The following is a 25931-nucleotide window of genomic DNA, read 5'->3' on the forward strand; positions in this document are numbered from 1 at the left end:
ACAACATGAATACCGCATCTGTTCCATACCAGTTTAATCCTTCCATTACACAACCGGCTTATTTAACGCGGAACCGTCTGTTACGTTCTGTTGCAGAGCTGGCGCCATCGTTACAAGGGAAGGTGTTGGATTTCGGTTGCGGCGCCAAACCTTATCAATCACTTTTTACGCAAGCAGCTCAATATATTGGTGTAGACTACCAGAATGAAGGCCATTCGCATGAAAATGAGCATATAGACTTTTTTTATGATGGTAAAACATTGCCTTTTGCGAACGGGGAGTATGATGCCATTTTCAGCAGTGAGGTATTCGAGCATGTTTTTAACCTGGACGGTATTATGAAGGAGCTGAACCGGGTGTTGAAACCTGGCGGCAGTTTGCTGCTCACCTGTCCTTTTGCGATCTGCGAGCATGAAGTACCGAACGATTTCGCGCGCTATTCGTCTTTTGCGATCAGGCATATACTGGAGAAAAACGGGTTTACCGTTACCCGGCAGTTTAAAACGGCCAATGCGGTAGAAACCGTGTTCCAGTTATGGATCAACTATATTCACCAGTATATTACGCCTTTTGTTGCAAAAATACCGGTGGTGCGCAGTGTATTCCGCGTTACAACCTACGGTATCCTTAATTTGACAGCCATAGCGCTGGGTGCGCTCCTTCCCAGGGGTGAGAGTCTTTACCTGAACAACGTAGTGCTTGCTCAAAAAAACGGGGCTGCCATATGACCATTGCCGTAATTTCGATGATCAGGACGCCCTGGGGCGGCAGTGAGGAGCTTTGGTATGAGATGGCGAAGGCGGCACTGGCTAAAGGTATAAAGCTGGTGCATCTGTCGTATGAAACCAAAACGGTTCACCCCAAGATAAAGGAGTTACAGCAACTGGGCATGAAAGAGATTGTTCGTCCCGGGTATGTGAATGCCCAGGCGTCGCCAATCGTGCGGTTCCTGCAAATAGGGGTTAACTTCATCAGGAAAAAACTTACCAACCCCTACGCTGCTGTTTTCCGATATCAGCCGGCTATTATTTTATATAACGGCACGTGTTATTCCATAGAAAATGAGCAGGAGCTGCTCCGGCATATACGCCCGGAGCATCGTTTTTTTATCATAGGCCACCTGAATTCGGAAGGCAATGAAACGCTGCCTGCGCCTGCCCTGGAGCGGGTACGGCGGGCATATGCGTTGTGCAGGAAAGTATTTTTTGTATCGAAGCGTAACCTGCAGGTGGCCGAGCAGCAACTGGGCGTTACCTTAACGAACAGTGCTATTATACGCAACCCGGTAAACCTACCGGACCTGTCCGTTATCCCCTATCCCTCCTTACCTGTCACTCATTTTGCGACGATCGGCAACTTATCGGTGATTCATAAGGGGCAGGACCTGCTGCTCCGGGCATTGGCTGCGCCTGTGTGGCGCAACCGGAACTGGGTACTTAATATATATGGCACCGGTATAGATGCCGGCATGCTTGCCGGGCTGGCCTCGGATCTGGGCATTGCCGACAAGGTGGTGCTAAGGGGGCATACGAACGATATAAGGAAGGTATGGCAAAACAATCATTTATTGCTCCTACCTTCGCGCCTGGAAGGCATGCCGCTGGTAGTGGTGGAGGCTATGTTATGCGGCCGTACGTGTGTAGCAACAGATGTGGGCGGTATTTCGGAATGGGTGGAAGACGGGGTAACGGGTTTTATAGCCCCCAAAGCGGCAACAGCAGATTTTGAACAGGCCCTGGAACGTGCCTGGCAACAGCGGCAACACTGGCCGGCTATGGGTATAGCAGCCCGGAACCAGGCATTACGCCTCTACGACCCGCATGCGGGGGCAACCTTATTGGATCTTCTTATTACAACAACAGATGACAGATAAAATAAACATACTCTTTGTGATTGGTACGCGTCCTGAAGCCATAAAAATGGCCCCGGTGATCCGTGCCTGCCGCCAGCAACAGCGATTCGAGGTAAAAGTATGTCTGACAGGCCAGCATAAAGAAATGCTGGCACAGGTAGTTGATTTTTTCGATATACCATTTGACTTTAGTTTGTCTTTAATGAAACCCAACCAGTCGCTGTTTGACGTTACCGCCGATGGTTTAAAGATGCTGGAGGGAGTTCTGAAAGACTATACTCCGGACTGGATACTGGTGCAGGGAGATACCACCACTGCCTTTATAGGGGCGTTAGCCGCTTTTTATAAAAAAATAAAAGTAGGGCATATAGAGGCTGGTTTGCGCAGCGGCCAACTCTACTCTCCTTTTCCTGAAGAGGCTAACCGTAAAATGATCAGCGCCATTTGCCATACACATTTTGCCCCTACGCTTAAGGCGCAGCAGAACCTGGAGAACGAAGGCATTACGGAGCAGGTATATTTAGTAGGCAACACGGTAATAGATGCGCTTTTATGGGCGGTAGACCGTGTGAAGGATGACGAAAAAATAAAACTGGACTTTCAGTATCTGAACCTGGAGCAAAAGATCATACTGATCACCGGGCACCGGAGAGAAAGCTTTGGTAAACCTTTTGAAGATATTTGTGATGCCATTGCCACACTGGCGGGCAGGTATCCCGATGTACAGTTCGTATATCCTGTTCACCTGAACCCGAATATCAGGGAGGTTGTTTTTGCCCGTTTAAAGGGTTACAGCAATATTTTTTTGGTGGAGCCGCTGGATTACCCGCACCTGGTATGGCTGCTGCATCGATCTTATATAGTGATAACAGATTCCGGAGGCATCCAGGAAGAAGCGCCTTCACTTGGAAAGCCGGTGCTGGTGCTGCGGGAAGTAACGGAGCGGACAGAAGGTATAGACGCCGGTTCTGCGATATTGGTAGGTACTTCCAAAGAAAAGATCATTGGGGAAACCGAGCTACTATTGAACGATACGGCAGTTTACAACAGGATGGCCGGCATCGCCAATCCTTACGGAGACGGCAACAGTGCGCAAAAGATCACAGCATTACTCCTGAACTACAAATAATAACGCAACGTGAAAGTAGCCTTTTGCATCCGGCAGGATTATGATACAATGATCGGCGGAGATTCTATACAACTGCTGAAGACCAGGGAGCACCTTGAAAAGAGCTTCCCGGTTACCATCGATATCGTTACCCGGCCGGAAGACTTGCATACAGGCTACGATCTAGTGCATATTTTTAACCTGGCGACCCGCGATACAACGCTTGCTTTTTTAAATAAAGCCAATGCGTTGCAATTGAAGATCGCATTGTCGACCATCTTCTGGAACTATACTTACCAGGCTGGCAAAGACGTTGCTGCCGCTGCCGGTTACAATATACCGGTAAGCCCCTGGCAGGCTACGCTGATCAACGGATTCAGTAAATTGAGCGCCGCTATTTCCGGGAAACCGCGTATGCTGGCGGCACCATTCAGACGTCTTTGCAGGGAAAGTATCGGGTCGGCCAACATATTATTACCCAATTCTATCGAGGAGCTTGGTGAGCTGGCCAGGTTTACAGGTTTGCCGTTCACTGAGCTGGAAAAAAAGACGCAGGTAGTGGTGAATGCTGCCAGTTTCTCTGCCAATAATGAAGCTGCTGCAGATGGAGGAGTTGCTGCAGATGATTTAAACTCATATAACCTTCCGGAAAAGTTTCTATTACAGATCGGGCGTATAGAATATGTCAAAAACCAGTTGAACCTGGTAAGGGCGTTGTATCGCGATACCGACATTGCCATTGTATTCATCGGGAAGGTGAATGACGAAAAATACTACCGGAAATTAAAGCAGTTATCGGAAGCGCGGGGCAATGTATTTTTCATAGATCATGTACCGCACGACAGGGTAAATGCTTTTTATAAGAGAGCGCTGCTGCATGTGCTGCCTTCGTTCCGGGAATCGCCGGGACTGGTAAGCCTGGAGGCGCTGGCCAATGAATGTAAAGTGGTGGTATCGCAGGATGGTTTTGCCCCGGTGCGGACCTATTTTTTCGACAAGTATGCCACTGTTATACATCCTGCTTCACTGCCATCGATCCGTGCCGGCGTACTTGCGGAAATCAGGCAGCAACGGGATATGGCGGCCATCAGCGCCGATATCCGCGCTCATTTCAACTGGGAAAAAGCGGCGGAGCAAACCTTTTCGGCGTACCGGAAGATATGCCCGGGTAAATAGCGCTTCTGAATTATATTTGCTGCTCTATGGCAGAGGTACGCAAAAAAACCATTCTTTCTACAGTTATCATATATGCAGGCTTTGCTATAGGAGCGCTGAACACTTACCTGTTTTCGAAACAGAATTTCTTTACGGTGGAGGAGTATGGCCTTACCCGTGTTTTCCTGGACATGGTAGCTATTATGGGCACGCTCAGCATGTTGGGCGCCCAGCCAGCCATTTATAAGTTCTTCCCTTTTTATAACCGCAATCTTAAGAAGACGGAAAACGATCTTTTGTCGGGGGCATTGCTTTGGGGTATGCTGGGCTTTCTTATCATCTTATTGGCCGGCTGGCTGGGTGAAGACATATTCATCCGTAAGTTCTCTGCACGGTCGCCCTTGCTTATACGTTATTATTACTGGCTGTTTCCTGCCGCCCTGTTTATGGGATTATATAGCGTAACGGAGGCTTTTGCGTGGCATCTCGAAAAAATTGCATTCACTAATTTCCTGCGGGAAACACTCTTCCGTTTTATCACCACGGTACTCATTGCCATAAAGCTGACAGGGCTTATTTCGTTTCATACGTTTATGATCTGTTTTGCGTTGCAATATGCTATTGTTGCAGGCATTCTATTGTATTACCTGGTGGTGGTGCAGGGTTATAAACTGGTATTCAGGATCAGCCGGGTTACACGTAAGTTCTTTAAGAAGATGGGGACACTCATCTCCTATGTGTATATGGGAAATATAGTGCATACTATTGCAAATTTCCTGGGTGCCATCCTTATTGCCAATACCAACGGCCTTGCAGAGGCGGGTATTTATACGTTTGCCAATTATTTCGTAACCATTCTGCAGGCGCCGCAGAGAAGCATCATCTCAATTTCGATTCCTTTACTGGCCAATGCCTGGAAAGATAAAGACATGGCAACCATCGACCGGATCTACAAACGTTCTTCCATCAACATGCTGTTGTCGTCGATCTTTATCTTTTTTATCATATGGTTGTGTATGGATACGGCTGTAAGCGTATTTCATATCAACCCGTCTTTCCTGAAAGGGAAATGGGTGTTCCTTATCATGAGCATTTACTGGATCATTGAACTGGGGACAGGTGTGAACGCCCAGATCATCGGCACATCGAACGACTGGCGTTTTGAGTTTTTCAGCGGGGTTATCTTATTATCGCTTACCATTCCCACCAACTATTTTCTTGTAAAGCAATTAGGGATGATAGGCGCCGCCTATTCCGGTTTAATTTCCATCACCATTTATAACCTCATCCGCATCGGCTTTATATGGTACAAATACCATATGCAGCCGTTTACGCTTCATACGCTTAAGCTGCTTGTCATTGCCTTTGCAGCTTATGGCATCACTTTACTTTGCATTTCTTCGTTAAGCGGTCTCAGCTATCTTATTGTTGCGTGCGTTGTTTTTTCGGTTTTATACCTGCTACCGGTGTATTTCCTGAAGATCACGCCTGATATTGAGCCGGTATTACAAACGCTTAAGAAGCGGCTGGGCCTGAAGAAGTAGGTTACTGTTACTGCCAGGTATGCAGGTTTCATTAAATTTGGTTCGGGCAGCGGCCCGGCAGGGTTATATCCTGCTTCAGCCGGCTGAAATCCCGGTTCATCGTCCGGTTGGCTGCGGGTGGCGTGAATTGGTTTAATTTAAGCGTATTTATCTGTATTTATGAAGCATTTGCCCTCCTGTCTATTGGCTTTTTTTATTGTGTTGATCTGTGTTCCGGGCACACAGGCAAACGCGCAATACGACGGCTATATTTATGGCGAAGTAGTATTGAAAAACAAGCAAACCTATACCGGCACTATTAAATGGAGCGGTGGCCAGCGTCTTTGGGGCGATGTACTGTCGGTCACCAAAACCACCAACAAGAATATTTTCAAGTACCTGGACGAGACGCAGATCAAACGGCTGAGCAATGAAGAGGGCGGGCAGAAGATCGACTGGCAATTTATGAGCCTTTGGGAGGACAAATTACCGCGGCGGAAAAAGGAGATCCTGTGCCGTTTCGGGGATATTCAGTTTATTCATGTCACCGGTTCGGACAAGGCAGAGGTTTATTTTAAAAACGGAAGCAAAGTACGGGTAGAGCCTTATAAAGATGAGGCTGCACAACTGGGTAAAAACATTGTGGTGTATATGGCAGGCAATTCCAAAACAGTTAAATGGGATGAGATAAGCAGGGTGAATTTCAGCAATACGCCCAACTCCCCTGCCCAGGCACAGCGGACGCCGCTTTATGGCACCATACGCACTACACATGGCCTTGTGACGGGGTTTATTCAGTGGAACAGGGACAAGTACCTGGATATTCATAAGCTCACCGGGAAAACACAGAATAACGAGCTGGTATCCTATTCCTTTTCAAGCATTGCGCAAATTGAAAAGCAAAACAACCAGGCGCTGGTACAGCTTCGCTCCGGTGAAAAGATATTATTGGGCGCATCAGACGATGTAAGCAATACGAATAAAGGGATCATTGTCATGCATCCGTTATATGGCAGAACGCTGGTAGAATGGAAAGCCTTCCGCTCGCTGACCCTGCAGGCGCAGCCTGCAACAGGGTTGGGATACAACAGTTATCTGCCTGCAAACCGTTTATATGCCACGGTGAGCACTACGTACAACAAGACCTTCCAGGGAACCTGTATATTTGATCTCGATGAGGAATGGAATGTGGAAATACTTGACGGGAACAAGGATGGGCTTTATTACCAGATCCCTTTTTACAATATTGCCAGAATTGCTCCTTACAGGCAACGTTATTCGCAGATCTGGTTAAAGGATAATACTACGCTGCTCCTGGGCTGGGCCAATGACGTAAGTGATAAGAACTGGGGTGTGCTGATATGGCTGCCCAACAAGAAGTACCAGTATATTCCATGGAATGAGGTAAAAGAAATTTCGTTCAGATAGATTATGAACAAGAGATACCAGCGGTTACTGTTCTATATGTTTTTTGCGGCTGCACTTATCAGCGCCGGTTTCCTTGCCTACCTGGTGTATTACGAGGAGGTGGAAAGCTTTTATATAGTAGCGCTGGCCTGGATCGTTACAGTGATCGTGCTGTTATGGTTTGGCAACAGGTACATTTATTTCCTGCTCGACCAGAAGATACCGTGGATAGCGTCGCGAACCAGCAGCCGGTTCTTTATTCAACTGGTGACCAGTACGGTATATACGCTTTGCTGTATCAATCTTACCTATTACCTGTTTAAAGTAAGTACCAATGGGATGCCGCCGGACCTCACGCAGATGCTGGTGTTGAATGTTTACGGCCTGCTTTTTACGATACCGGTATTGTCTATCAATTTTGGCATCTATTTCATGATGCAATGGAAAAAAGCGCAGTTGCAGGCAAATGAGCTTAAGGAGGAGAACCTGCAGGCGCAACTGAATTCATTGCGGATGCAGCTGGACCCTCATTTTCTGTTCAACAATCTTAACATGCTTGCCAGTCTTATCGATAAGGACCGGGATGAGGCGCAGGATTTCCTTGACAAGTTTGCCGATGTATACCGTTATGTATTGCAATACAAGAAAGAGGAGCTGGTCCCTCTTTCTACAGAGTTAAAGTTTATAAAAGCCTATTGTTACCTCCTGAAGAAACGTTTTGGAGAAGGTGTTGTTATTGAAATAGCCGATATTAATGATGCTGTCAGCGAGCGCTGTATTCCGCCGCTGGCGCTGCAAATGCTGATGGAGAATGCTGTGAAGCATAATATAATTTCGCGGGATATGCCTTTACAGATCAGGGTTTACCCGGAAGGGGACCGATGGATAGTTGCAGAGAACACCTACCAGCCTATGCCGAAACAAGGGATGGTAAAACTTGAAAGCGGGCTGGAGAATATCCGGAGGCGTTATCAGTATCTGTCGGCGTTGCAGATAAACGTAGGTTGTGACAATGAAATTTTCAAAGTAGCGCTGCCTCTGCTGGAGGTAGATGAATAAAGATGATTGCCATGGAAGTATTGATCATTGAAGACGAAGCACCTGCAGCGGAAAGGCTGGCGGAGATGTTACGGCAGTACAGTGCGGAGATCCGCCTCCTGGCGATCCTGCCTTCGGTAAAGGAGGCGGTTAGCTGGTTTTCGGATCACCGGCAGCCCGACCTGATATTGATGGACATTCATTTATCGGATGGTTTGTGTTTCGATATTTTCAAGCAGGTACAGGTAAAGTGCCCGGTTATTTTCTGCACCGCCTATGATCAATATGTGATGGATACTTTCCAGGTGCACAGTATAGATTACCTGTTAAAGCCGGTGCAATACCAGAAGCTTGAAAAGAGTCTTCAGAAAATGGAGGCGATAGCTTCGCAGATGAAGCCGGCAGGCAACGATCCCCAGTTCAGCGAGTTGATCAATATCATCCGCAACAGCCAGAACCAGTATAAGTCGCGGTTTATGGTAAAAACCGGCAATCGTATCAAGGCTGTGAAGATAAGCGATATCGCTTATCTGATTTCGCGCAACAAGGTTACGATGCTGGTGACCCGGGAGAAGCAGCAATACCCGCTCGATTATACCTTAGACGAACTCATGACGATGCTTGATCCTGCAGTGTTCTTTCATGTAAGCCGGAGTCTTATCATACATATAGATTCCGTAAAGGAGGTGCATCCATATTTCAAAGGGCGGCTGAAGTTATTACTGACACCTGAGCACGATGAAGAGGTAGTGATCAGCAGCCAGAAGACGCCTCTTTTTAAAGCATGGCTCGATCATTAGCCTGTTTATTCAGAATGCAATAATCCTTCTCTATCCGTATAATATACGTGTACATCGGAATTCATTTTTTACCGGAGCGATGATCTGTTTTCTTTGACAGCTGAGAACAGATGTATTGTAAAAAGTAATAAAAAAACTTCGATGAACCCGACGTATTTAAAAACAGTAAAGTTCCGCCGGTGTTGCCAGGTACTGGTGCTTGCCACTGTATGCGGCATACAATCCGCTTCTGCACAATATCCCAAAATTCCACAGGCAGCAGCCGAGGCCAGCAAGGCAGTAATGGATGCTGCCAGCCGTCATTCCGATTCGGCCTGGCAAAAGGCGTGGCCTATTATCCAGGAAGAGGCCAGACATGGCAAACCTTATTCCCCGTGGGCACACCGTCCCACTGATCTTCCCCAGGCCCGTATTGCTGCGTTCCCTGGTGCAGAAGGCGGCGGCAAGTATAGCTTCGGCGGCCGCGGCGGTAAAGTATTTGTAGTAACCAACCTGAATGACGATGGACCGGGCAGTCTCCGTTATGCCTGTGAGCAGGGTGGTGCCCGTACGGTAGTATTCAATGTAGCTGGTATCATCCGTTTGAAAACGCCTCTTATTATACGTGCTCCTTATATTACCATCGCAGGGCAATCGGCACCGGGCAACGGTGTATGTATTGCAGGCGAAACTGTATGGATCAATACGCATGATGTTATTATCCGTTATATGCGTTTCCGCAGGGGTGAAACATTTGTAGGCCGCCGCGATGACGCCATCGGCGGTAACCCGATAGGCAACATTATCATAGACCACGTATCGGCAAGCTGGGGACTGGATGAGAACATGAGTTTGTATCGTCATATGTATGATGACAGCACCGGTTCTAAAGAACAGAAAATGGGCACTGTGAATTTAACGATCCAGCACTCCATTTTTTCAGAAGGGCTGGATACCTGGAACCATGCTTTCGGCAGCACGCTGGGTGGAGAGAACGCCACGTTTATGCGTAACCTCTGGGCCGACAATACCGGCCGTAACCCCTCTATCGGCTGGAACGGCACCTTCAACTTTGTCAACAACGTTATATTCAACTGGGTGCATCGTTCTGTAGATGGCGGCGATTATACTGCTACTTACAACATGATCAACAACTATTACAAACCCGGTCCTGCCACTCCTAAAACTTCACCAGTAGGGCACCGCATCCTGAAACCAGAATCGGGCCGCAGCAAACTAGCCTACAAGGTCTTCGGCAGGGTGTATGCAAACGGCAACATCATGGAAGGATTCCCTGCCATTACAAAAGACAACTGGGCAGGCGGTATACAGATTGCAGATGAAGATCAATCGGACTTGAGCAAATATGTAGATTACATGCGTGTGGATGCTCCATTCCCTATGGCTCCGGTAACGATTACATCGGCACAGGAAGCCTTCAACTATGTGTTGAAAAATGCGGGAGCTACACTTCCTGAAAGAGACCCTGTCGACACCCGTGTTATAGAACAGGTAAGAACCGGCAAGATCACTTACCTGCCTAATGTAAAAGCGCCTACCACACAGTTTGAGCACCGCAGGATGCCGCTTGACTCTTACAAAACAGGTATTCTCACCGATATCAGCCAGGTGGGTGGTTATCCTGAATATAAAGGCACGCCGTATAAAGACTCAGACAATGACGGTATTCCTGATGCCTGGGAGAAGCAACACGGTTTAAATCCCAATGACGCCAAAGATGCGAGCGCTCTCAGCAAAGACGGAAGCGGCTATACCAACATCGAGAAATTCCTGAATGATGTAGCTGCAGGAAAAAAATAACAGTTACGACTGCTCCCCCACCCAGTGATGTATTGGTTACAGATGCGTTACAGGGTACAGCATAACAAAAGCCCGGTGCAGGAGGTTAGGCGAATGCTTCACTTCCGGCCCCGGGCTTTCCTGATTTTATATCTATCAAAGCGGCTATACTATGCTGTCCTGTTTCTGTTCCATATTCCAGATAACTCTGGCCTTGATTTGCGTAAACGCATCGTCTTTCGCCTCGGCATAGGATATATTGTATTTGCGGGTGATGGACTGTAATTCTTTGGGAAATCTTTCCAGCAGCCTGTCGTAGTAATTATCCAGTTCGGCAGCAGCCGGCATTTCGAAAGAAATATGCAACTGGAAACGTCTTAACAATGCCCTGTCTATTACCTGCAGATGATTGGTAGCGCCAATAAGCAATGCTTTCTCGGGATAATAATCTATCATCTGGATCAGAGTGTTTACCAGTCTTCTCATTTCACCCACATCACTGTCTTCATTATCCCTGGCCTTTCCAACCTGGTCGAATTCGTCGAGGAACAACACGGCCTTCTCCCTGGCTGCTTTGTCGAAAACCTGTTTGAGATTCTGAGCAGTTTCTCCTATCCGGGCACATACCACATTACTCAGGTTGAGAATGACCAGGTTTTTGCCCAAAGCGCCGGCGATGGCTTTTGCAGTGGTGGTTTTACCACATCCGGATGCGCCATGTAAAAAGAGTTTGTTATTAACGGGCAGCTCGTATTTATGTAGTTCCTCTATATAAAAATGCTCTTTGATCAACACCTCTATCTGCTGCCTGTTCTCAGGCGTCAGCCATACATCGGCCAGGGCTATTTTTTCTTTGTCGTTTATAATAAGATCGTACAGGTTCATAATTACATCGATAAATTTTTAAGCAAAGGCTTAATGAGACGGCGTGTGGTTGGCAGCACTGGGAACAGTGATTTCTTTTCCAATCACCACATTGCTGAATATAACTTGTTCGGCATTGGTGAAGCTTATCGCTGTACCGCAGGAATCAATCTTTATATTGGAGAACTGAATATTCGACACCTTTTTGGTGGGATAGCCCTGGATCACCAATCCCGCGTTGGTGGCTGTTGTAAACTTTACGTTATCCAGGTAAACATTGCGGATATCCGTTTCATACCCCTTGCCTTCGCCATGATAGAAAGAGGTAATAAAAACCGCATCTTCCACCTCACCGAACGTGACATCGTTTACATAAATATCTCTGATAAAACCGCCCCGATCGGGATTCGACTTCAGATAGATACCACGTTTGCAATAACCGCCATAGGTACAGTTTTCAACGAATACGTTTTGTACGCCGGCAGACATTTCACTTCCTATCACCAGGCCATGCAGCCCTTTAAACCTGCTGTTGCGTATAATGATATTCTCCGAAGGTATGGCCGTTAACCTGCCTTCCTGATCCCGGCCGGCTTTGACAGCCACATTATCATCGGCATTATTGAAGTCGATATCTTCTATCAGTATGTTCCTGGAGTACTCCGGATCGAAGCCGTCGTTGTTTTTATTGAAGGCATTGAACTTCACTTTTCTTGCGATGATGTTTTCCGACTTCAGGAAATGTACGGTCCAGAATGGTGAGTTTTGAATGGTGACACCTTCTACCAGGATGTTTTTGCATTCAAAGAACTGGATCAGTTGCGGGCGCAGGTAATGGCCTTTTCCGAACTGGCGTTGGGATACGGGAACGCCGCTATGATTCATCTCCCTGCTCAGTTGCTGATCCGGCTTCTGAAGGTCGTACCATTTAGCGAAGCCTTCCTTTCCATTACCATCTATAGTTCCTTCGCCGGTGATAGCAATGTTCTCCGCCTGGTAAGCATAAATGAGTGGGCTGTAGTTGTAAAGAAAGGTGCCTTCCCAGCTTGTTGGAACGGCGGGAAGATAATGATCGGGATTGGTTCCAAAAACGAGTTTTGCCCCCTTTGCGAGGTCTATAGCGGTATTACTTACCATATGAATGGGACCGTTCACGATATAAATGCCGGAAGGGACCATGATGCGGCCGCCACCTTTCTTTTTACAGGCGGCGATGGCTTTATCGAAAGCCGGCTTACAATTGGTCATGGAATCGCCCCTGGCGCCAAAATCCGTTAACCGGAAGGTATTGGGAGAGAGTTTGGGAGGAACGATATTCTTCAGGATCTCATCACGTTTTTCTGTCCTTGTCAAACCCTGGGACCTGCCGTTGATACAAGCTACAAAACAAGAAACGAAGAGAATGGCTATGTTATAAAACTTCATCAGACCTTTATTAAGCTGTGTTGGGTTATAAAGCCGTTTACCTTAGAAACAGCCGCTGCGCGGCCGAAATTAAACCGATTTTAGGTATTTTCCACCGGATGCAGGCAAAAGCGGCAGGTCATTCAGTTAACCTTTATGTTATATCTGGTTCAGATCTTTGTTATTAAATGCTGTAAACCTAAACCGTTTGGTTCTGCATCATTAGATTTGCAGCCCGCCGGCGCCAAGCACGCGTTTGCGGGTAAACGTTTATAGCTCTAACACCTAACAATTATGACATTTTCTGAATACGTTGCCTATTTCCAGGATATAGTAGCCAAAGAAAGTACTGAACTGGCTGCGCCTTACAATAACCCCGACTACTTTGATTATACAAAGCTGAACTGGCATAGGATGAACCGCTGGCTAAAAACCGGCGAGTTGTCTGAAGTATTGATTCAAAAGGTAAAAAGCATTGGTGCGCCGCAGCACTGGATACTGATCACGGAACCCTGGTGCGGCGATGCTGCCCATAGCGTTCCGTTTATAGAGCTGTTAAGCCGGGAAAACCCGCTCATCACGCTCAGTTACGAGTTAAGAGATAGTGAACCCCATCGAATTGAGAGCTATCTTACAAGGGGTGGAAAATCTATTCCCAAACTAGTTATCAAGAATACCGAGGGACATGACCTGGCCACCTGGGGACCCCGTCCGGCGGGATGCCAGGAGATCTACGACAGCCTGATGCAGGAGAAGGCCAGCTTCGACAAAGTAAAAGAAGAGATCCAGCACTGGTATAATAACAATAAGGGAGTAGCGATACAGGAAGAGCTGCTGCTGGTTTTTAATGACATGCAGTAAGCACAACCAAAAGGAGCAGATTGGTGCTGAGGCAGCTCCTGACTTGTGCGTTGCGGTAACGACAAAGTAGCTGCACAGTGCATCGAGACTGCTTTAAGCATAATTATGCTACCTAACTGAGATCCCCTATATTTGCTGCCGCTCTTTGCATACATATCAATCGGATATAGGTTTCCTTGACAGGAATTAATAAGGAACCGTGTGAAAATCACGGGCTGACGTGCAACTGTAAGTAACGTAAAGGTTTTACCAGGCAAATCCATTGTCCCCCAAAGGGATGAGAAGGAGGTAAAATGTTACAAGCCAGGAGACTTGCCTCTATCTTAATGACAAGCTTTCACGAAACAGGGCAAGTCGGGCATTGAACTTTATTCAAGATGGACAACCTATGTCCATGCCTACCCTCTTGTTCTCCTGTTTCCATATAGCTTGTGCTGTTAGCAAGTGCATATTTCATTGTTTCACGACTAAACAAAAAAGATGCAAACACACAATCTGGGTTACCCTCGTATTGGAAAACACAGGGAACTCAAAAAAGCCAATGAACAGTATTGGGCCGGGAAAATTCCAGCTCACCAGTTAGAACAAACTGCCAGAACGATCCGCTCCTACAACTGGCAACTACAAAAACAGGCAGGTATAGACTGGATACCCTGTAATGATTTCTCCTTCTATGACCATGTACTCGACACCTGCTTACTAACAGGCGCCATTCCAGAACGTTATCATACACTTATCGTAGATAAAAAACTAAATGACCTGGACCTGGCCTTCAGCATGGCGCGCGGTTACCAGAAAGAAGGTGTGGATATTACCGCCATGGAAATGACCAAGTGGCTCGACACGAACTATCACTATATCGTACCCGAATTCAAGGCCAACCAGAAGTTCAGTTTCTTTAACCAGAAGGTTGTAAAAGAGTTCCTGGAGGCAAATAAAGAAGGCATACAGGCGAAACCGGTATTGTTAGGGCCTATCTCTTTCCTCCTGCTAGGTAAAGAAAAAGAAGCCAATTTCAACAGGCTGGACCTGATAGACAACCTGCTGCCGGTTTACCTGGAAGTTCTGAAACAACTGGATCAGCATGAAGCTTATTATATACAACTCGATGAGCCCTGCCTGGCATTGGATCTGTCGGACAGAGAACGACAGACCTTTACAAAGGTTTACCAGAAAATAAAACAAACGCTGCCTCAACTGCATATCATTCTCAGCAGTTATTTCGAGTGTTATGGAAAGAATCTTTCTACCGTATTGAGTTTACCGGTTCACACGATACACCTGGACCTTGTGCGCTGCCCGGCGCAACTGGATGACATTCTTGCTACTGAATTCACGAAAAGCAGGACGCAGTTATCATTGGGTGTAGTAGATGGCAGGAACATCTGGAAAAACGACTTTTCACATTCACTTGCCATCATCAACAAAGCCGTTAATGCACTGGGTAAGGAACGAATATGGATAGCCCCCTCCTGCTCCCTGTTGCACAGTCCCTGTGACCTTGACCTGGAAACCAATGAAAAGGTGCTGACACCCGAGATCAAGCAGTGGATGGCTTTTGCAAAACAAAAACTGTATGAAGTAAATACGCTGCGGCAACTTGCCAACGGCAACAATTCTTCGGAATTGCAGGCAGCATTGGTACAAAATCAGCAATGTATCGCCAACAGGCAAACTTCTTCGCTGATACATAACCAGCCCGTTAAACAACGTGTAGCGGCGATCACGGAAAAGGATGCGCAGCGCATAAACAGCTTTAGCCTGCGTAAAGAAAAGCAGCATGCGGCGCTGGGACTTCCTTTATTTCCGACTACCACTATCGGTTCGTTTCCGCAAACCAAAGAAGTCAGGAACTGGCGTGCCAGGTGGAAGAAGGCTGAACTTACCGACGCTGAATACAACAAACTACTGAAGGACGAAACGGAGAAAGCGGTTCGCTGGCAGGAAGCGATAGGACTGGATGTATTGGTACATGGTGAGTTCGAGCGCAATGATATGGTTGAATACTTTGGTGAGCAGCTAGCCGGTTTTGTATTTACTGAAAACGGCTGGGTACAGAGTTATGGCAGCCGTTGCGTTAAACCACCGGTTATTTATGGCGATGTTCATCGCCCTGCTCCTATGACGGTGGCGTGGAGCAGTTATGCGCAATCACTTACAACAAAATGGATGAAAGGAATGCTTACCGGCCCTGTCACCATTTTACAATGGAGCTTTGTACGTAACGACCAACCCCGGAGCGAAACCTGTACGCAAATAGCGCTGGCGATTCGCGATGAAGTGGTGGACCTGGAAAAAGCAGGCATCAAAATCATCCAGATAGATGAGCCTGCCATACGGGAAGGTTTGCCACTGCGTAAAGAGAACTGGCAACAATACCTCGACTGGGCTGTACGTGCCTTCCGGGTATCGGCAAGTGGTGTACAGGACGATACACAGATACACACGCATATGTGTTATTCCGAATTCAATGACATCATACAGCATATCGCCGATATGGATGCAGATGTCATTACTATTGAAACATCGCGTTCACAAATGGAATTACTGGATGCTTTTGCTGCATTCCAATACCCTAATGAAATAGGGCCCGGTGTTTACGATATACATTCGCCACGCGTTCCTTCGAAAGCGGAAATGGTAAGCCTGATGGAAAAGGCCAGGGCTGTGGTTCCCACGGAACAACTTTGGGTAAACCCCGACTGCGGATTAAAGACCCGCGGATGGGATGAAACCAAGGCCGCATTAGAAGAAATGGTCAATGCTGCTGAAGAATTACGGCAGACTGTTCTACAGATTCAATAGACCTGAAAAGGGCTGACCTGATACAAATGGCCAGCCCTTTTTTTATGCGAAAACTATTTTCAGAAAAATACCCCTATCAATTAAAAAATAAATAAAATCATTTTAAAAATCCAAGGTTGAACAAATAACGTTTATATGAAAAAATCATATGAATGCAAAAAGTGTTATAACCCTTGCGGTATTTTCTGTGCTTTTATGTTTAGGCATTACCCTTCTTTCTTCCTGTAGTAAAAGTGATAACAATAACAACCACGGTCCCGATATTACATTCTGGGGCCTTACCAACAACAATCAACTGATACAGTTGAATGCCAGGAATGCAGGAACCACGCTGGCAACCATAAACGTAACAGGCCTTGCTACCAATGAAAAATTATTAAGTATCGATTTTCGTCCTGCTACAGGTCAGCTTTATGCATTAAGCAGCAATAGCCGGCTTTACATTATCGACATTTATAACAACAAAGGCAATGTTACTGCAGTTGGAAGCACTTCTTTTACCCCTATGCTGTCAGGAACATCAGCCAGTATCGACTTCAACCCAACAGTAGACAGAATACGTTTGGTAAGCAATACCGGACAGAATCTTCGTTTACATCCTGAAACAGGTGCTGTTGCTGGTGTGGATGGCAACATAAATGGAGGAACCAGTCCAGCCATTTCTTCTATTGCTTATACCAACAATATAGCGGGCGCCTCTGCTACTGAGTTGTTTGATATAGACGCCAATACACGTAAGCTTTACAAACAGAACCCACCCAATGACGGCACACTTGCGGAAGTAGGCACGCTCAATGTCAATTTCTCAGGCAAAGGCGGCTTCGATATCAATAGTGATAATAGTGTGATACTGGCAAGTTTTGTAGCAGATGGTATGAGCAGGCTTTACACTATTAATACAGCCAATGCGCAGGCCAATTTAATAGGCAATCTATCCACCACACTTATCGACATTGCCATACCTACCGATCCTGTAGCGTATTCTGTAAGTGAAAGCGGCCAATTACAAATATTCAATCCGTCCAAATCCATCTCCGTTACCAATAAAACGATTGCAGGTTTAGGAGCCGGAGAAACGGTGATGGGCATTGATTTCAGGCCTGTAAACGGACAATTATATGGTGTTGCAGTTACCATTGCGGGCAATGCACGCTTATATACATTCAACCTGGCTACGGGAGCCGCCGCCGCTGTAGGCAGCAGTTTTCTTCTCACAGCCGGCACTTCGGCAGTTGGTTTTGACTTCAACCCGACAGTGGATAGAATCAGGTTGGTTACGAACCTGGGACAAAATCTAAGACTGGTTCCCGATAACGGTACTATAGCAGGAACCGATGGCGCTATCAATCCCGGTTCACCTGCCATTAGTGGTGCAGCTTATACCAATAATTATCCAGGCGCCACCACTACTACTTTATTTGTATTAAATACAAACAAGCTTTTTAAACAAGATCCTCCCAACAACGGTTTACTAACAGAGATCGGAAACCTGGGCATTACTGCCGACAGTCAAAATGGTTTTGACATTGGCGGCGCCAGTAATATGGGATATGCAGTACTCAGTATTGGCAGCAATTCCAAACTATATACGATCAATACGACAACAGGTATGGCTACAGCAAGCAAAGACTTCCCTAACAAGGTGAGTGGCTTTGCTATAGCACCAGGTTTTTAGCAGCAATTATAAACGACAAGAAGAATACCGATTATAATTCCAGAGCTGCCAGGACTGGATTAACCTACAGGCAAAAGCGGCTGTATCACAGGCATGATACAGCCGCTTCTTTATTTGCAGCAATTCACATGGCAACATTTACGAGGAAATACCGGAATTATTATCAGCATTTCAAACTTACACAAGCACAAACACGTACATAAATACATCATCAAATATTTTATTATTAATTATTAGTAATCATGAAAAAGCTCATTTCGTTCGCATGTCTTGCCATTACCTTTTTTGCCTCAAACATGGCAATAGCACAGGAAAAAACTACTATGGTTGGCGGAGCAGCCATGTATCCTTCTAAAAACATTATAGAAAATGCAGTCAACTCAAAAGATCACACGACACTTGTAGCAGCAGTAAAGGCAGCAGATCTTGTTGAAACACTCCAGGGGAAAGGTCCATTCACTGTGTTTGCCCCTACCAACAAAGCTTTCAACAAACTACCTAAAGGCACGGTAGAAACGCTGTTAAAACCTGAAAACAAATCGATGCTGCAAGGTATACTCACCTATCACGTAGTAGCCGGCAGACTCGACAGCAAAGCAATCGCTGAGAAAATAAAAGCAGGCGGCGGCAAAGCGGAACTTACCACTGTGCAAGGCGGTAAATTATGGTTATGGATGAAAGGTTCCAACCTTATCATCAAAGATGAGAAAGGTGGAATGGCAACTGTTACTATTAAAGATGTTTACCAAAGTAATGGCGTGATCCATGTGGTAGATAATGTACTCATGCACTAGACACAACATTAGTCGTTAATCAATAAGCCTGCTGCATTGCTTTTTTAGCAAAAATGCAGCAGGCTTATTGATTATGCCTGCAATGCCTGCTTTATGAGCCTCTCTCCTTTTTCACTGTATGAAAGCGTTAATGCAGCATTCCTTCCGGGGTCGGTCATTTTGCCCCAGGTTTTCTGAAGAATGCCGATCATTTTTTCTTCGGACTGGCCGGCGATCAGGTCATCGTATTGATATTCGAGGAAGACGAGGCATAAAGCGTTTTCCATGATTTGCACTTCAGGATCGGAAGACAAACGTTTTTTCAGTACAATTTCCGTTACACGCTGAATGAGCGTTTCATCGTATTCTACAGTACGTAAGATTTCTGCAGCTTTTGCCGCGTGATATTTCGCGAGTTCATTTTTCCATTTCAGATACCCTACCCTGCCTTCAGGATAGGATTTGCGCGGTATTTCCCAGCGGCCTATATGCTGGCATCTTGAAGCAAGCAATAAAGGCTCGCTGGCTTCTGGCGCCAGGCGCAGTACCCACTCGTATAGTTTTAAAGCATAGAAATATTCGGTAGCGTATTCCTGTCCCTCATGAATAATGGTTCCGGGGGATTGCCGGTTGTAATCATCAAAAAGTTTAAAAGCCTGTTCCAGTTTTTCCATTGTTGCGGCGGTTGCTATTGGTCGACTCAAATATAGGGAATGCCGCGTTATCAGGTTCCTACTTTATCGATAGGGCGAAAGCGAAGTGCGCTCCAGATATCGTTGATCGAAACAGCAGTAACAGTAGACAGTCCGAACGTTTCTACGGTTTCACGAATGGTATCCCGATTGATATCCGTTTTCACTTTTGAGGTTCCTTTAGGATAGGCGATCCACAATACGCTATCTTCTTCTACTTTTTTCAATCCTTTCTCCAGGAACTGCAGCAACGCAACACTGTCTTTTGCAAATACCAACGTATTGGCGCTTTTCTCCTTTTTATCGAATGTTAGCCGGAAGCCGGATTCCAGCCATGCACTTTGCAGGTCAGGCGGAACATTTATAACAACACCGGCTCCCCTGAACTTACACTTTTTGATAATTTCCTGCATGGGGTATCTTTTTATTAAAGATAATAATACATTTGAAACAGCTTTTTAACCCTCTAACTATATAAAAATGACCGTTGAAAATCAAAATGAAGGCAAACTTATCACGTTATCCCAAGCCTTCGACAACAGGCCTAAAGTTTTAAATGCCTTTTATTTCGTTTTGTTCAGTTGCATGGCTATTCCGTTTTTATATGCTTTCCGGACAGCTATTTCCGATTCGCCACTTCAATTTATATTCTTTCTCGCCTTATTTACAGCCTACCTGGTAGCCGCTTATCGCTTTATCAATAAAGCTATACAATCGGAAAAGCTGCTTATCACACCAGACTCCATAACACTTATTAAAGCAGGCATTTCGAGGACCAGCCATACGTATAAAAACGAATTCATTTCACAACTGAGACACCTGGACAAGCCTGCCCTTTCGAAACACCCGCTTACCGGGGAAAGCTTTGACTATCTTGGATTTCAGACTACGCAGGAATACCTGATAAAGCGTAGTCCTCTTTATACTAAATAATAATTCCGTATTTTTAAACTATAAGTTATGAAAACAATCAGCGTGCTTTTGATAGCACTTATCAGCCTATGCTCTTACAAAACGTTTGCGCAGCAAAAAACAGGTACTATTTGTTTTATCCGGGCTAACGGGTATGTAGGTTCTATGGTGAATGACAAGGTGTACATCGATGACAGCCTGGTATGCAAACTTAAAAACAAACAGTACTCCATTCATACCGTTCCCGCAGGTGCTCATACGGTTGCTGTCAACCCCGGAGGTCTTTCTACGCAGAAGCGTTCAACGCCTTTAACGATCACAGTAGAAGCAGGGAAAACAACATATATCGATATAGCATGGGCAGATAAAGTATCCTGCCAGGAATTAACAGCCAACTCTGCAACGCTTAAAATGCAGAAGCTAAAACAAAACAACAAATGCCTGTCAGACAAATAGAGCTTTGCCAACAGGTATTGGTCAATTCACCCTGAACGGGTTTTACAAAGATCAAAGCAATGTTGCCGAGCTATACCCGTTTGCACGCTTTTCAGCGGGTTATAAATTTTAGTGCGCTATTCTTCTTTTATGCGATACATGACCATATTAGGGTAACCTTCTACCACGCTGGCCAGGTTGTAATGCACTTTGGCTCTTACTTCCGGCGTAGGTGTGTCGATGTATTTAATACCACGCCTGTTGAGCTTTTCTTCCATCGATTTTTTAAACTTGCCATAGCGGATAAGGATGGTTTGATCTTTTTCTTTTATTTCCCTGAACTGCCGCCGTAACATCAAAGCAGAGCTGGTTTCCCAGTACATATGCGAACCCAGCACTACCAATGCATTGACGACCATTAATCCTGCAAATGCGCCTATCCACCACAGGCTTTTACCCTTTTGCGCAGAAAGCAACAGGATGGCCAGCGGAATGACCGGGATAAGCCATAACTGCGGCACCAGGCGCACCCACCAGAAGTGGATATTGAAGAACAGCGTCAGCATGATTGCAGTCATAGAGATAGCGATCATCCAGCGTAGTTCTTTCCTGGTTTTGAAGAGCCAGATGCCTAAGGCAAGGGTGATGATAAACAAACCGCTGAAATAGGGTCCCAGGGGCGCCATACGCACGTCCTGGATATGATAGAATTTCCAGTGTTCAGGTTTTGCCAGGAAAGGCCACACCAGTTCCGCATTTTTCTCTTTGTTGTAAGGAGCATTGCCTGGCCTGCTGAAATGCGCATAAAACAGGCGTACCACCCGGCTTTTGCCCTTCATATTGGCCGGAGTTTCGTACACTTCATTATCATCTCTTCCTGTAGTTGTATATACATCGGGATATTTAGCCGTACCCATAATCGGGTAAAAGGGATGTCCTCTTTCAAGGAAGTTGGTAACATAAGGATTAAATCCAAACAGGAAAACACCGGTTAATAACGCTATCGCATTCATCACGATATAACGTCTCACAAAGCTTATTTTCCTGAACAAGAGATAGATGAGTCCGCAGAAAGCGAAGAAACAGTAGAATACCAGGCCTGTAAACTTTGTATTGATGAGACAAACGACGGCCATGATACCGATCAGGAGGGTCGTTTTATCAGGGCGATGTATCACAGAGAACAAGGTCGCAAAATACAATAACAGGAAGGTATATAAGAGGCCATCTACCAGGTAGGTAGTGATCTCGCACCAGATAACGGGATTCAACACCGTAATGAGGCAAAGTAACAATGCCCTGTTCTTCGACATATTAAAGTCTCTTGCCGCCTGGTATACCATAAAAGCAGCGGCGAAAAAAGCAACGACGTTGATGCTTTTGCCGGCTTCCACATCGCCGAAAAGACTTAGTGCTGCGGCGGCAAAATACCAGGATACTTTGGGAAAATGAATGATAGAGAGATCGTTGTGTTTATCGAAACTACTGATGGGGTGCAGGAGCGGGTTCCAGCCTTCCGTCATATTGTAAACGGCAGCCTGGTGATACCACTGGCCATCCCAGGAGAAATCGAAAAAGAAAAAGGCGAAAGCCACTGAAAAAAGAATCACCAACAAGCTCACTCCCAATACCTTATACCAGTCATTCCGGGGCATTCCGTTTTTGATGCTGTAGTAATAACTGACCACGGCGGCGGCAACAAGAGAAAGCGGCAATACAGGCGCAAAAAGTTTTTTGTCGATAAGAAAGGAAAGCGTCATGAGGAGGTGTGCAATACATAGAAAACACATGAGCAGGAAAGCACAGCTCCTGGCAAAGGGTTGCGTTGAATTCATGGCAAACAGTTGACTTCAAATATACAAATGAGATAGTTGTGTACGAAGAGAAAGGGACCAACGGCGGTTGCGTAATAAAGGCCGCAACGAGATGATTTTTTTGCACAGTTCAGACAGGAAGTCAACTGTTCCTGCAATAAGGCAGGAGACATGCGGGATGGCATAAAAAATGTGGCATCAGGGGCGTTCAAAAATTCTTCGCCCATGAATAAGAAACAGCTACACCAGCAAGAATGGTACAGACTCAACAAAGAGGAAGTAGTGCAGCAAATTGCAACGGATGCCAATGCAGGCTTATCGAATGAAGAAGCAAAGAAGCGTATCAAACAGTATGGACGGAACAAGCTGCCGGAAAAGAAAAAAAGCAGCAAATTTATCCGGTTCCTGAAGCATTTTCATGATATCCTGATTTATGTGTTATTGTGCGCTGCGATCGTTACGGGTATACTCGGACATTATACCGATACGATCGTTATTGTGGTAGTAGCTGTGGTAAATGCCTGTATTGGTTATTTCCAGGAAAGTAAAGCGGAAGATGCGTTGAAGAGTATTCAGAATATGTTATCACTCAAAGCGCATGTGATCAGGGATAACAAACGAATAGAGATAGATGCGGAAGAGGTAACGATCGGAGATATCGTATTACTGAATGCGGGCGATAAGGTTCCTGCCGATCTACGTTTATTGAGTACAGATAGTTTAAAAATAGAAGAATCGGTATTAACCGGGGAATCGGAAGCATCGGAGAAAAAAGCCGATCCGTTAGAAGGCGCTACGGAATTGGGTGACCGGATAAACATGGCTTTTACCAGCACTACTATAAGTGCAGGAACGGGAAGAGGCGTTGTCACCGCTATAGGGAAAGATACAGAGATCGGGAAGATCAACCAGATGATGACAGAAGTGGAACAACTCACCACTCCCCTGTTGCAGCAAACGGCGAAGTTTGGCAAAACCATTTCTATTTTTATCATTGTGATTGCAGGCGCTACTTATCTCTTCGGGCATTTCCTGAGGGATTATCCTGACGAGGAACTGCTCATGTCTATTATCGGGCTGGCAGTGGCTGCTATCCCGGAAGGATTACCGGCCATCCTTTCGATCATACTGGCTATCGGGGTACGCAATATGGCCAAACACAATGCCATCGTCCGGAATCTTCCTTCGGTAGAAACACTGGGTTCCGTGTCGGTTATCTGCTCGGATAAAACAGGAACGCTTACAAAAAACGAAATGACCGTACAGCAACTCGCGGTAAGAGATGGCAGTTATCATGTAAGCGGCATCGGTTATGCTCCTGAAGGATCCATTACCCGTGATGCGCAGGAAGTTCACCTGGATGAAAACCAACAGCTAAAACAGCTCATATCGTGTTTTCATATTTGTAATGAAGCGTCACTGGATAAAGACAAGGATGATCACTGGATGATAAAAGGCGATCCTACGGAGGGGGCCCTTATCACGCTTTCGCATAAGGCTGGATTTTCCGGTTCGGGAAGAGACAGCAACCGGAAAGCCACCATTCCTTTCGATTCGGATTACAAGTACATGGCTACGATGGTAGAGGCGGAAGAAGATCAACTGATCTATATCAAGGGAGCCCCCGACCGTTTACTGGATATGGCCAACCGGGAAGAAAGGCCTGATGGCGCCGGAGATTTCGACAAACCTTACTGGGAGAACCGGATCTCCGAACTTGCCGGAGAAGGGCAGCGTGTAATTGGCGCTGCGTATAAGCGGGTCGACAAAAATAAACAAGAGATAAGCCATGACGATCTTGGCGAGGGGGTTGTATTCCTGGGACTGGCAGGTATTATAGATCCGCCGAGGGAGGAGGCCATAGAGGCTATCAGCTTATGTAAAGAGGCAGGTATTACTGTAAAGATGATCACCGGCGACCATGCCGATACTGCCAGGGCCATAGGTGCGCAGATGGGTATCGATGAGGGCGGACAAACCATACAGGGAAAAGAACTGCAGGAAATGGATGACGAAGCGCTCAGGAAGGCAGCGGAAGCAAACCATGTATTTGCACGTACCAGCCCGGAGCATAAACTAAGGCTGGTGAATGCATTGCAGGCCAATGGCAGCATTTGTGCGATGACCGGCGACGGCGTGAATGATGCACCTGCGTTGAAGCAGGCCAATGTAGGGATTGCGATGGGCATCAAGGGAACAGAGGTTACCAAAGAAGCCGCCGAAATGGTGTTGGCGGATGATAATTTCAGCACCATCGTAGAAGCAGTGAAGGAAGGCCGCAGGATCTATGACAACCTGAAAAAGACCATCCTTTTCATATTGCCGACGAACGGCGCGGAGAGCTTCCTGATCATGGCCAGTATCTTATTTGGCACGATCATGCCGCTTACTCCTGTACAAATATTGTGGGTGAATATGGTGACATCACTAACGGTATCGCTTGCACTGGCCTTTGAGCCTATAGAAGCCGATGCCATGCAAAGGCCTCCGCGACCTACTCATGAGCCGTTGTTAAGCCGCTATTTCATATGGCGTATCCTGTTCGTATCGGTATTCATAGGCGGCGGCACGCTGTGGCTTTGTACCCACCTGCTGAATATGGGGATCGCAGAAGAAACTGTTAAAACTATCACATTACAAACCATTGTTATTGCGCAGCTTTTTCATTTGTTCAACTGCCGCAGTGTAAGCCATAGCGCCTTTAACCAGGACTTCTTTTCGAACCGGGCTATTTATGTTGTGGCGGGGCTTTTGTTCGTATTGCAGGCTGGCGTTACGTATCTGCCGTTTATGAACCGGGTGTTTGGAACGGAGCCATTATCGTTACAGCACTGGCAATGGCCTTTTTACCTGGGGTTAGCGACGTTTGTGGTGATAGAGCTTGAGAAAGCGATTGTACGCAACCTGGTGTACGGCAAAAAACAGGCGACAATGGTCATGCGCTAGGCGATGAAAAAGCATTACCTTCCGGCCGGAAATAAAAGATGCAGAACCCGAATTATCTGTATTGCCATATCGCACTAAACCAATTCGG

At 46.2% G+C, this 25931-nt stretch carries 21 protein-coding genes and 1 riboswitch; of the genes, 16 read left to right on the forward strand and 5 right to left on the reverse strand.

The annotated features are described in order from the left end of the window. Positions 1-5: 5 nt before the first annotated feature. From ESB13_RS08430 to ESB13_RS08470, 9 genes are all read left to right on the forward strand, one after another. Positions 6-728 carry a class I SAM-dependent methyltransferase gene (locus ESB13_RS08430; RefSeq protein ID WP_129002557.1) on the forward strand — a complete coding sequence of 241 codons (723 nt, stop codon included), beginning with the start codon at positions 6-8 and terminating at the stop codon, positions 726-728. Then, a complete protein-coding gene (locus ESB13_RS08435) occupies positions 725-1873 on the forward strand; it encodes a glycosyltransferase (protein WP_129002558.1) in 1149 nt (382 codons plus the stop codon). The genes ESB13_RS08430 and ESB13_RS08435 overlap by 4 nt, the downstream gene beginning before the upstream one ends. Further along, on the forward strand, positions 1863-2981 hold the full coding sequence (gene wecB, locus ESB13_RS08440; protein WP_129002559.1) for a non-hydrolyzing UDP-N-acetylglucosamine 2-epimerase: 1119 nt from the start codon (positions 1863-1865) through the stop codon (positions 2979-2981). Before ESB13_RS08435 ends, wecB begins: the two co-directional genes overlap by 11 nt. A gap of 9 nt (positions 2982-2990) precedes the next feature. After that, a complete protein-coding gene (locus ESB13_RS08445) occupies positions 2991-4136 on the forward strand; it encodes a glycosyltransferase (protein WP_129002560.1) in 1146 nt (381 codons plus the stop codon). Positions 4137-4162: 26 nt separating this feature from the next. Next, complete coding sequence (locus ESB13_RS08450) at positions 4163-5659, forward strand: lipopolysaccharide biosynthesis protein (RefSeq protein WP_129002561.1); 1497 nt, start codon at positions 4163-4165, stop codon at positions 5657-5659. 159 nt (positions 5660-5818) lie between these two features. Then, the gene (locus ESB13_RS08455; protein WP_129002562.1) at positions 5819-7066 is read left to right on the forward strand and encodes a hypothetical protein; all 1248 of its coding nucleotides are present in this window, start codon (positions 5819-5821) and stop codon (positions 7064-7066) included. A gap of 3 nt (positions 7067-7069) precedes the next feature. Beyond that, positions 7070-8104: a sensor histidine kinase gene (locus ESB13_RS08460; protein ID WP_220399575.1), complete on the forward strand. Its 1035-nt coding sequence runs from the start codon at positions 7070-7072 to the stop codon at positions 8102-8104. A gap of 11 nt (positions 8105-8115) precedes the next feature. Next, positions 8116-8883, forward strand: coding sequence for a LytR/AlgR family response regulator transcription factor (locus ESB13_RS08465; protein WP_129002563.1), 768 nt, complete (start codon positions 8116-8118; stop codon positions 8881-8883). A 141-nt stretch (positions 8884-9024) separates the two neighbouring features. Continuing rightward, positions 9025-10683 carry a polysaccharide lyase gene (locus tag ESB13_RS08470; protein ID WP_220399576.1) on the forward strand — a complete coding sequence of 553 codons (1659 nt, stop codon included), beginning with the start codon at positions 9025-9027 and terminating at the stop codon, positions 10681-10683. Positions 10684-10827: 144 nt separating this feature from the next. Here the strand turns inward: ESB13_RS08470 and ESB13_RS08475 are convergent, their stop codons facing one another. Then, positions 10828-11547, reverse strand: a complete 720-nt coding sequence (locus tag ESB13_RS08475; protein ID WP_129002564.1) for an AAA family ATPase — start codon at positions 11545-11547, stop codon at positions 10828-10830. Between the two features lie 30 nt (positions 11548-11577). Next, positions 11578-12951 carry a glycoside hydrolase family 28 protein gene (locus ESB13_RS08480; RefSeq protein WP_129002565.1) on the reverse strand — a complete coding sequence of 458 codons (1374 nt, stop codon included), beginning with the start codon at positions 12949-12951 and terminating at the stop codon, positions 11578-11580. A gap of 273 nt (positions 12952-13224) precedes the next feature. Between ESB13_RS08480 and ESB13_RS08485 the strand changes: the two genes are divergently transcribed. The 4 genes from ESB13_RS08485 to ESB13_RS08500 all read left to right on the forward strand — a co-directional run bounded on the left by ESB13_RS08485 (position 13225) and on the right by ESB13_RS08500 (position 19065). Beyond that, positions 13225-13791, forward strand: a complete 567-nt coding sequence (locus ESB13_RS08485; protein WP_129002566.1) for a thioredoxin family protein — start codon at positions 13225-13227, stop codon at positions 13789-13791. A 151-nt stretch (positions 13792-13942) separates the two neighbouring features. Continuing rightward, positions 13943-14125, forward strand: a riboswitch (cobalamin riboswitch). A 146-nt stretch (positions 14126-14271) separates the two neighbouring features. After that, positions 14272-16596, forward strand: a complete 2325-nt coding sequence (gene metE, locus ESB13_RS08490) for a 5-methyltetrahydropteroyltriglutamate--homocysteine S-methyltransferase (protein WP_129002567.1) — start codon at positions 14272-14274, stop codon at positions 16594-16596. Between the two features lie 148 nt (positions 16597-16744). Next, the gene (locus ESB13_RS08495; protein WP_129002568.1) at positions 16745-18271 is read left to right on the forward strand and encodes a DUF4394 domain-containing protein; all 1527 of its coding nucleotides are present in this window, start codon (positions 16745-16747) and stop codon (positions 18269-18271) included. Between the two features lie 242 nt (positions 18272-18513). Continuing rightward, positions 18514-19065 carry a fasciclin domain-containing protein gene (locus tag ESB13_RS08500; protein WP_129002569.1) on the forward strand — a complete coding sequence of 184 codons (552 nt, stop codon included), beginning with the start codon at positions 18514-18516 and terminating at the stop codon, positions 19063-19065. 71 nt (positions 19066-19136) lie between these two features. On the opposite strand, the gene ESB13_RS08505 is transcribed toward ESB13_RS08500, so the two are convergent. Continuing rightward, positions 19137-19718, reverse strand: coding sequence for a DUF4202 domain-containing protein (locus ESB13_RS08505; RefSeq protein WP_129002570.1), 582 nt, complete (start codon positions 19716-19718; stop codon positions 19137-19139). A gap of 50 nt (positions 19719-19768) precedes the next feature. Next, the gene (locus tag ESB13_RS08510; RefSeq protein WP_129002571.1) at positions 19769-20149 is read right to left on the reverse strand and encodes a DUF3052 family protein; all 381 of its coding nucleotides are present in this window, start codon (positions 20147-20149) and stop codon (positions 19769-19771) included. A gap of 67 nt (positions 20150-20216) precedes the next feature. Between ESB13_RS08510 and ESB13_RS08515 the strand changes: the two genes are divergently transcribed. Both ESB13_RS08515 and ESB13_RS08520 read left to right on the forward strand, forming a co-directional pair. Then, positions 20217-20669 (forward strand): hypothetical protein, encoded by a 453-nt coding sequence (locus ESB13_RS08515; RefSeq protein WP_129002572.1) that lies wholly within the window; start codon positions 20217-20219, stop codon positions 20667-20669. Positions 20670-20696: 27 nt separating this feature from the next. Then, positions 20697-21104 (forward strand): DUF2846 domain-containing protein, encoded by a 408-nt coding sequence (locus tag ESB13_RS08520; protein WP_129002573.1) that lies wholly within the window; start codon positions 20697-20699, stop codon positions 21102-21104. Positions 21105-21220: 116 nt separating this feature from the next. Here the strand turns inward: ESB13_RS08520 and ESB13_RS08525 are convergent, their stop codons facing one another. Next, complete coding sequence (locus tag ESB13_RS08525) at positions 21221-22918, reverse strand: hypothetical protein (protein WP_129002574.1); 1698 nt, start codon at positions 22916-22918, stop codon at positions 21221-21223. Positions 22919-23122: 204 nt separating this feature from the next. On the opposite strand from ESB13_RS08525, the gene ESB13_RS08530 reads away from it, so the two are divergent. Next, positions 23123-25843, forward strand: coding sequence for a cation-transporting P-type ATPase (locus ESB13_RS08530; RefSeq protein WP_129002575.1), 2721 nt, complete (start codon positions 23123-23125; stop codon positions 25841-25843). Positions 25844-25931: the final 88 nt, after the last annotated feature.

Origin of the sequence: Filimonas effusa, from assembly GCF_004118675.1 — a bacterium.
In the GTDB taxonomy this organism is placed as follows: domain Bacteria; phylum Bacteroidota; class Bacteroidia; order Chitinophagales; family Chitinophagaceae; genus Filimonas; species Filimonas effusa.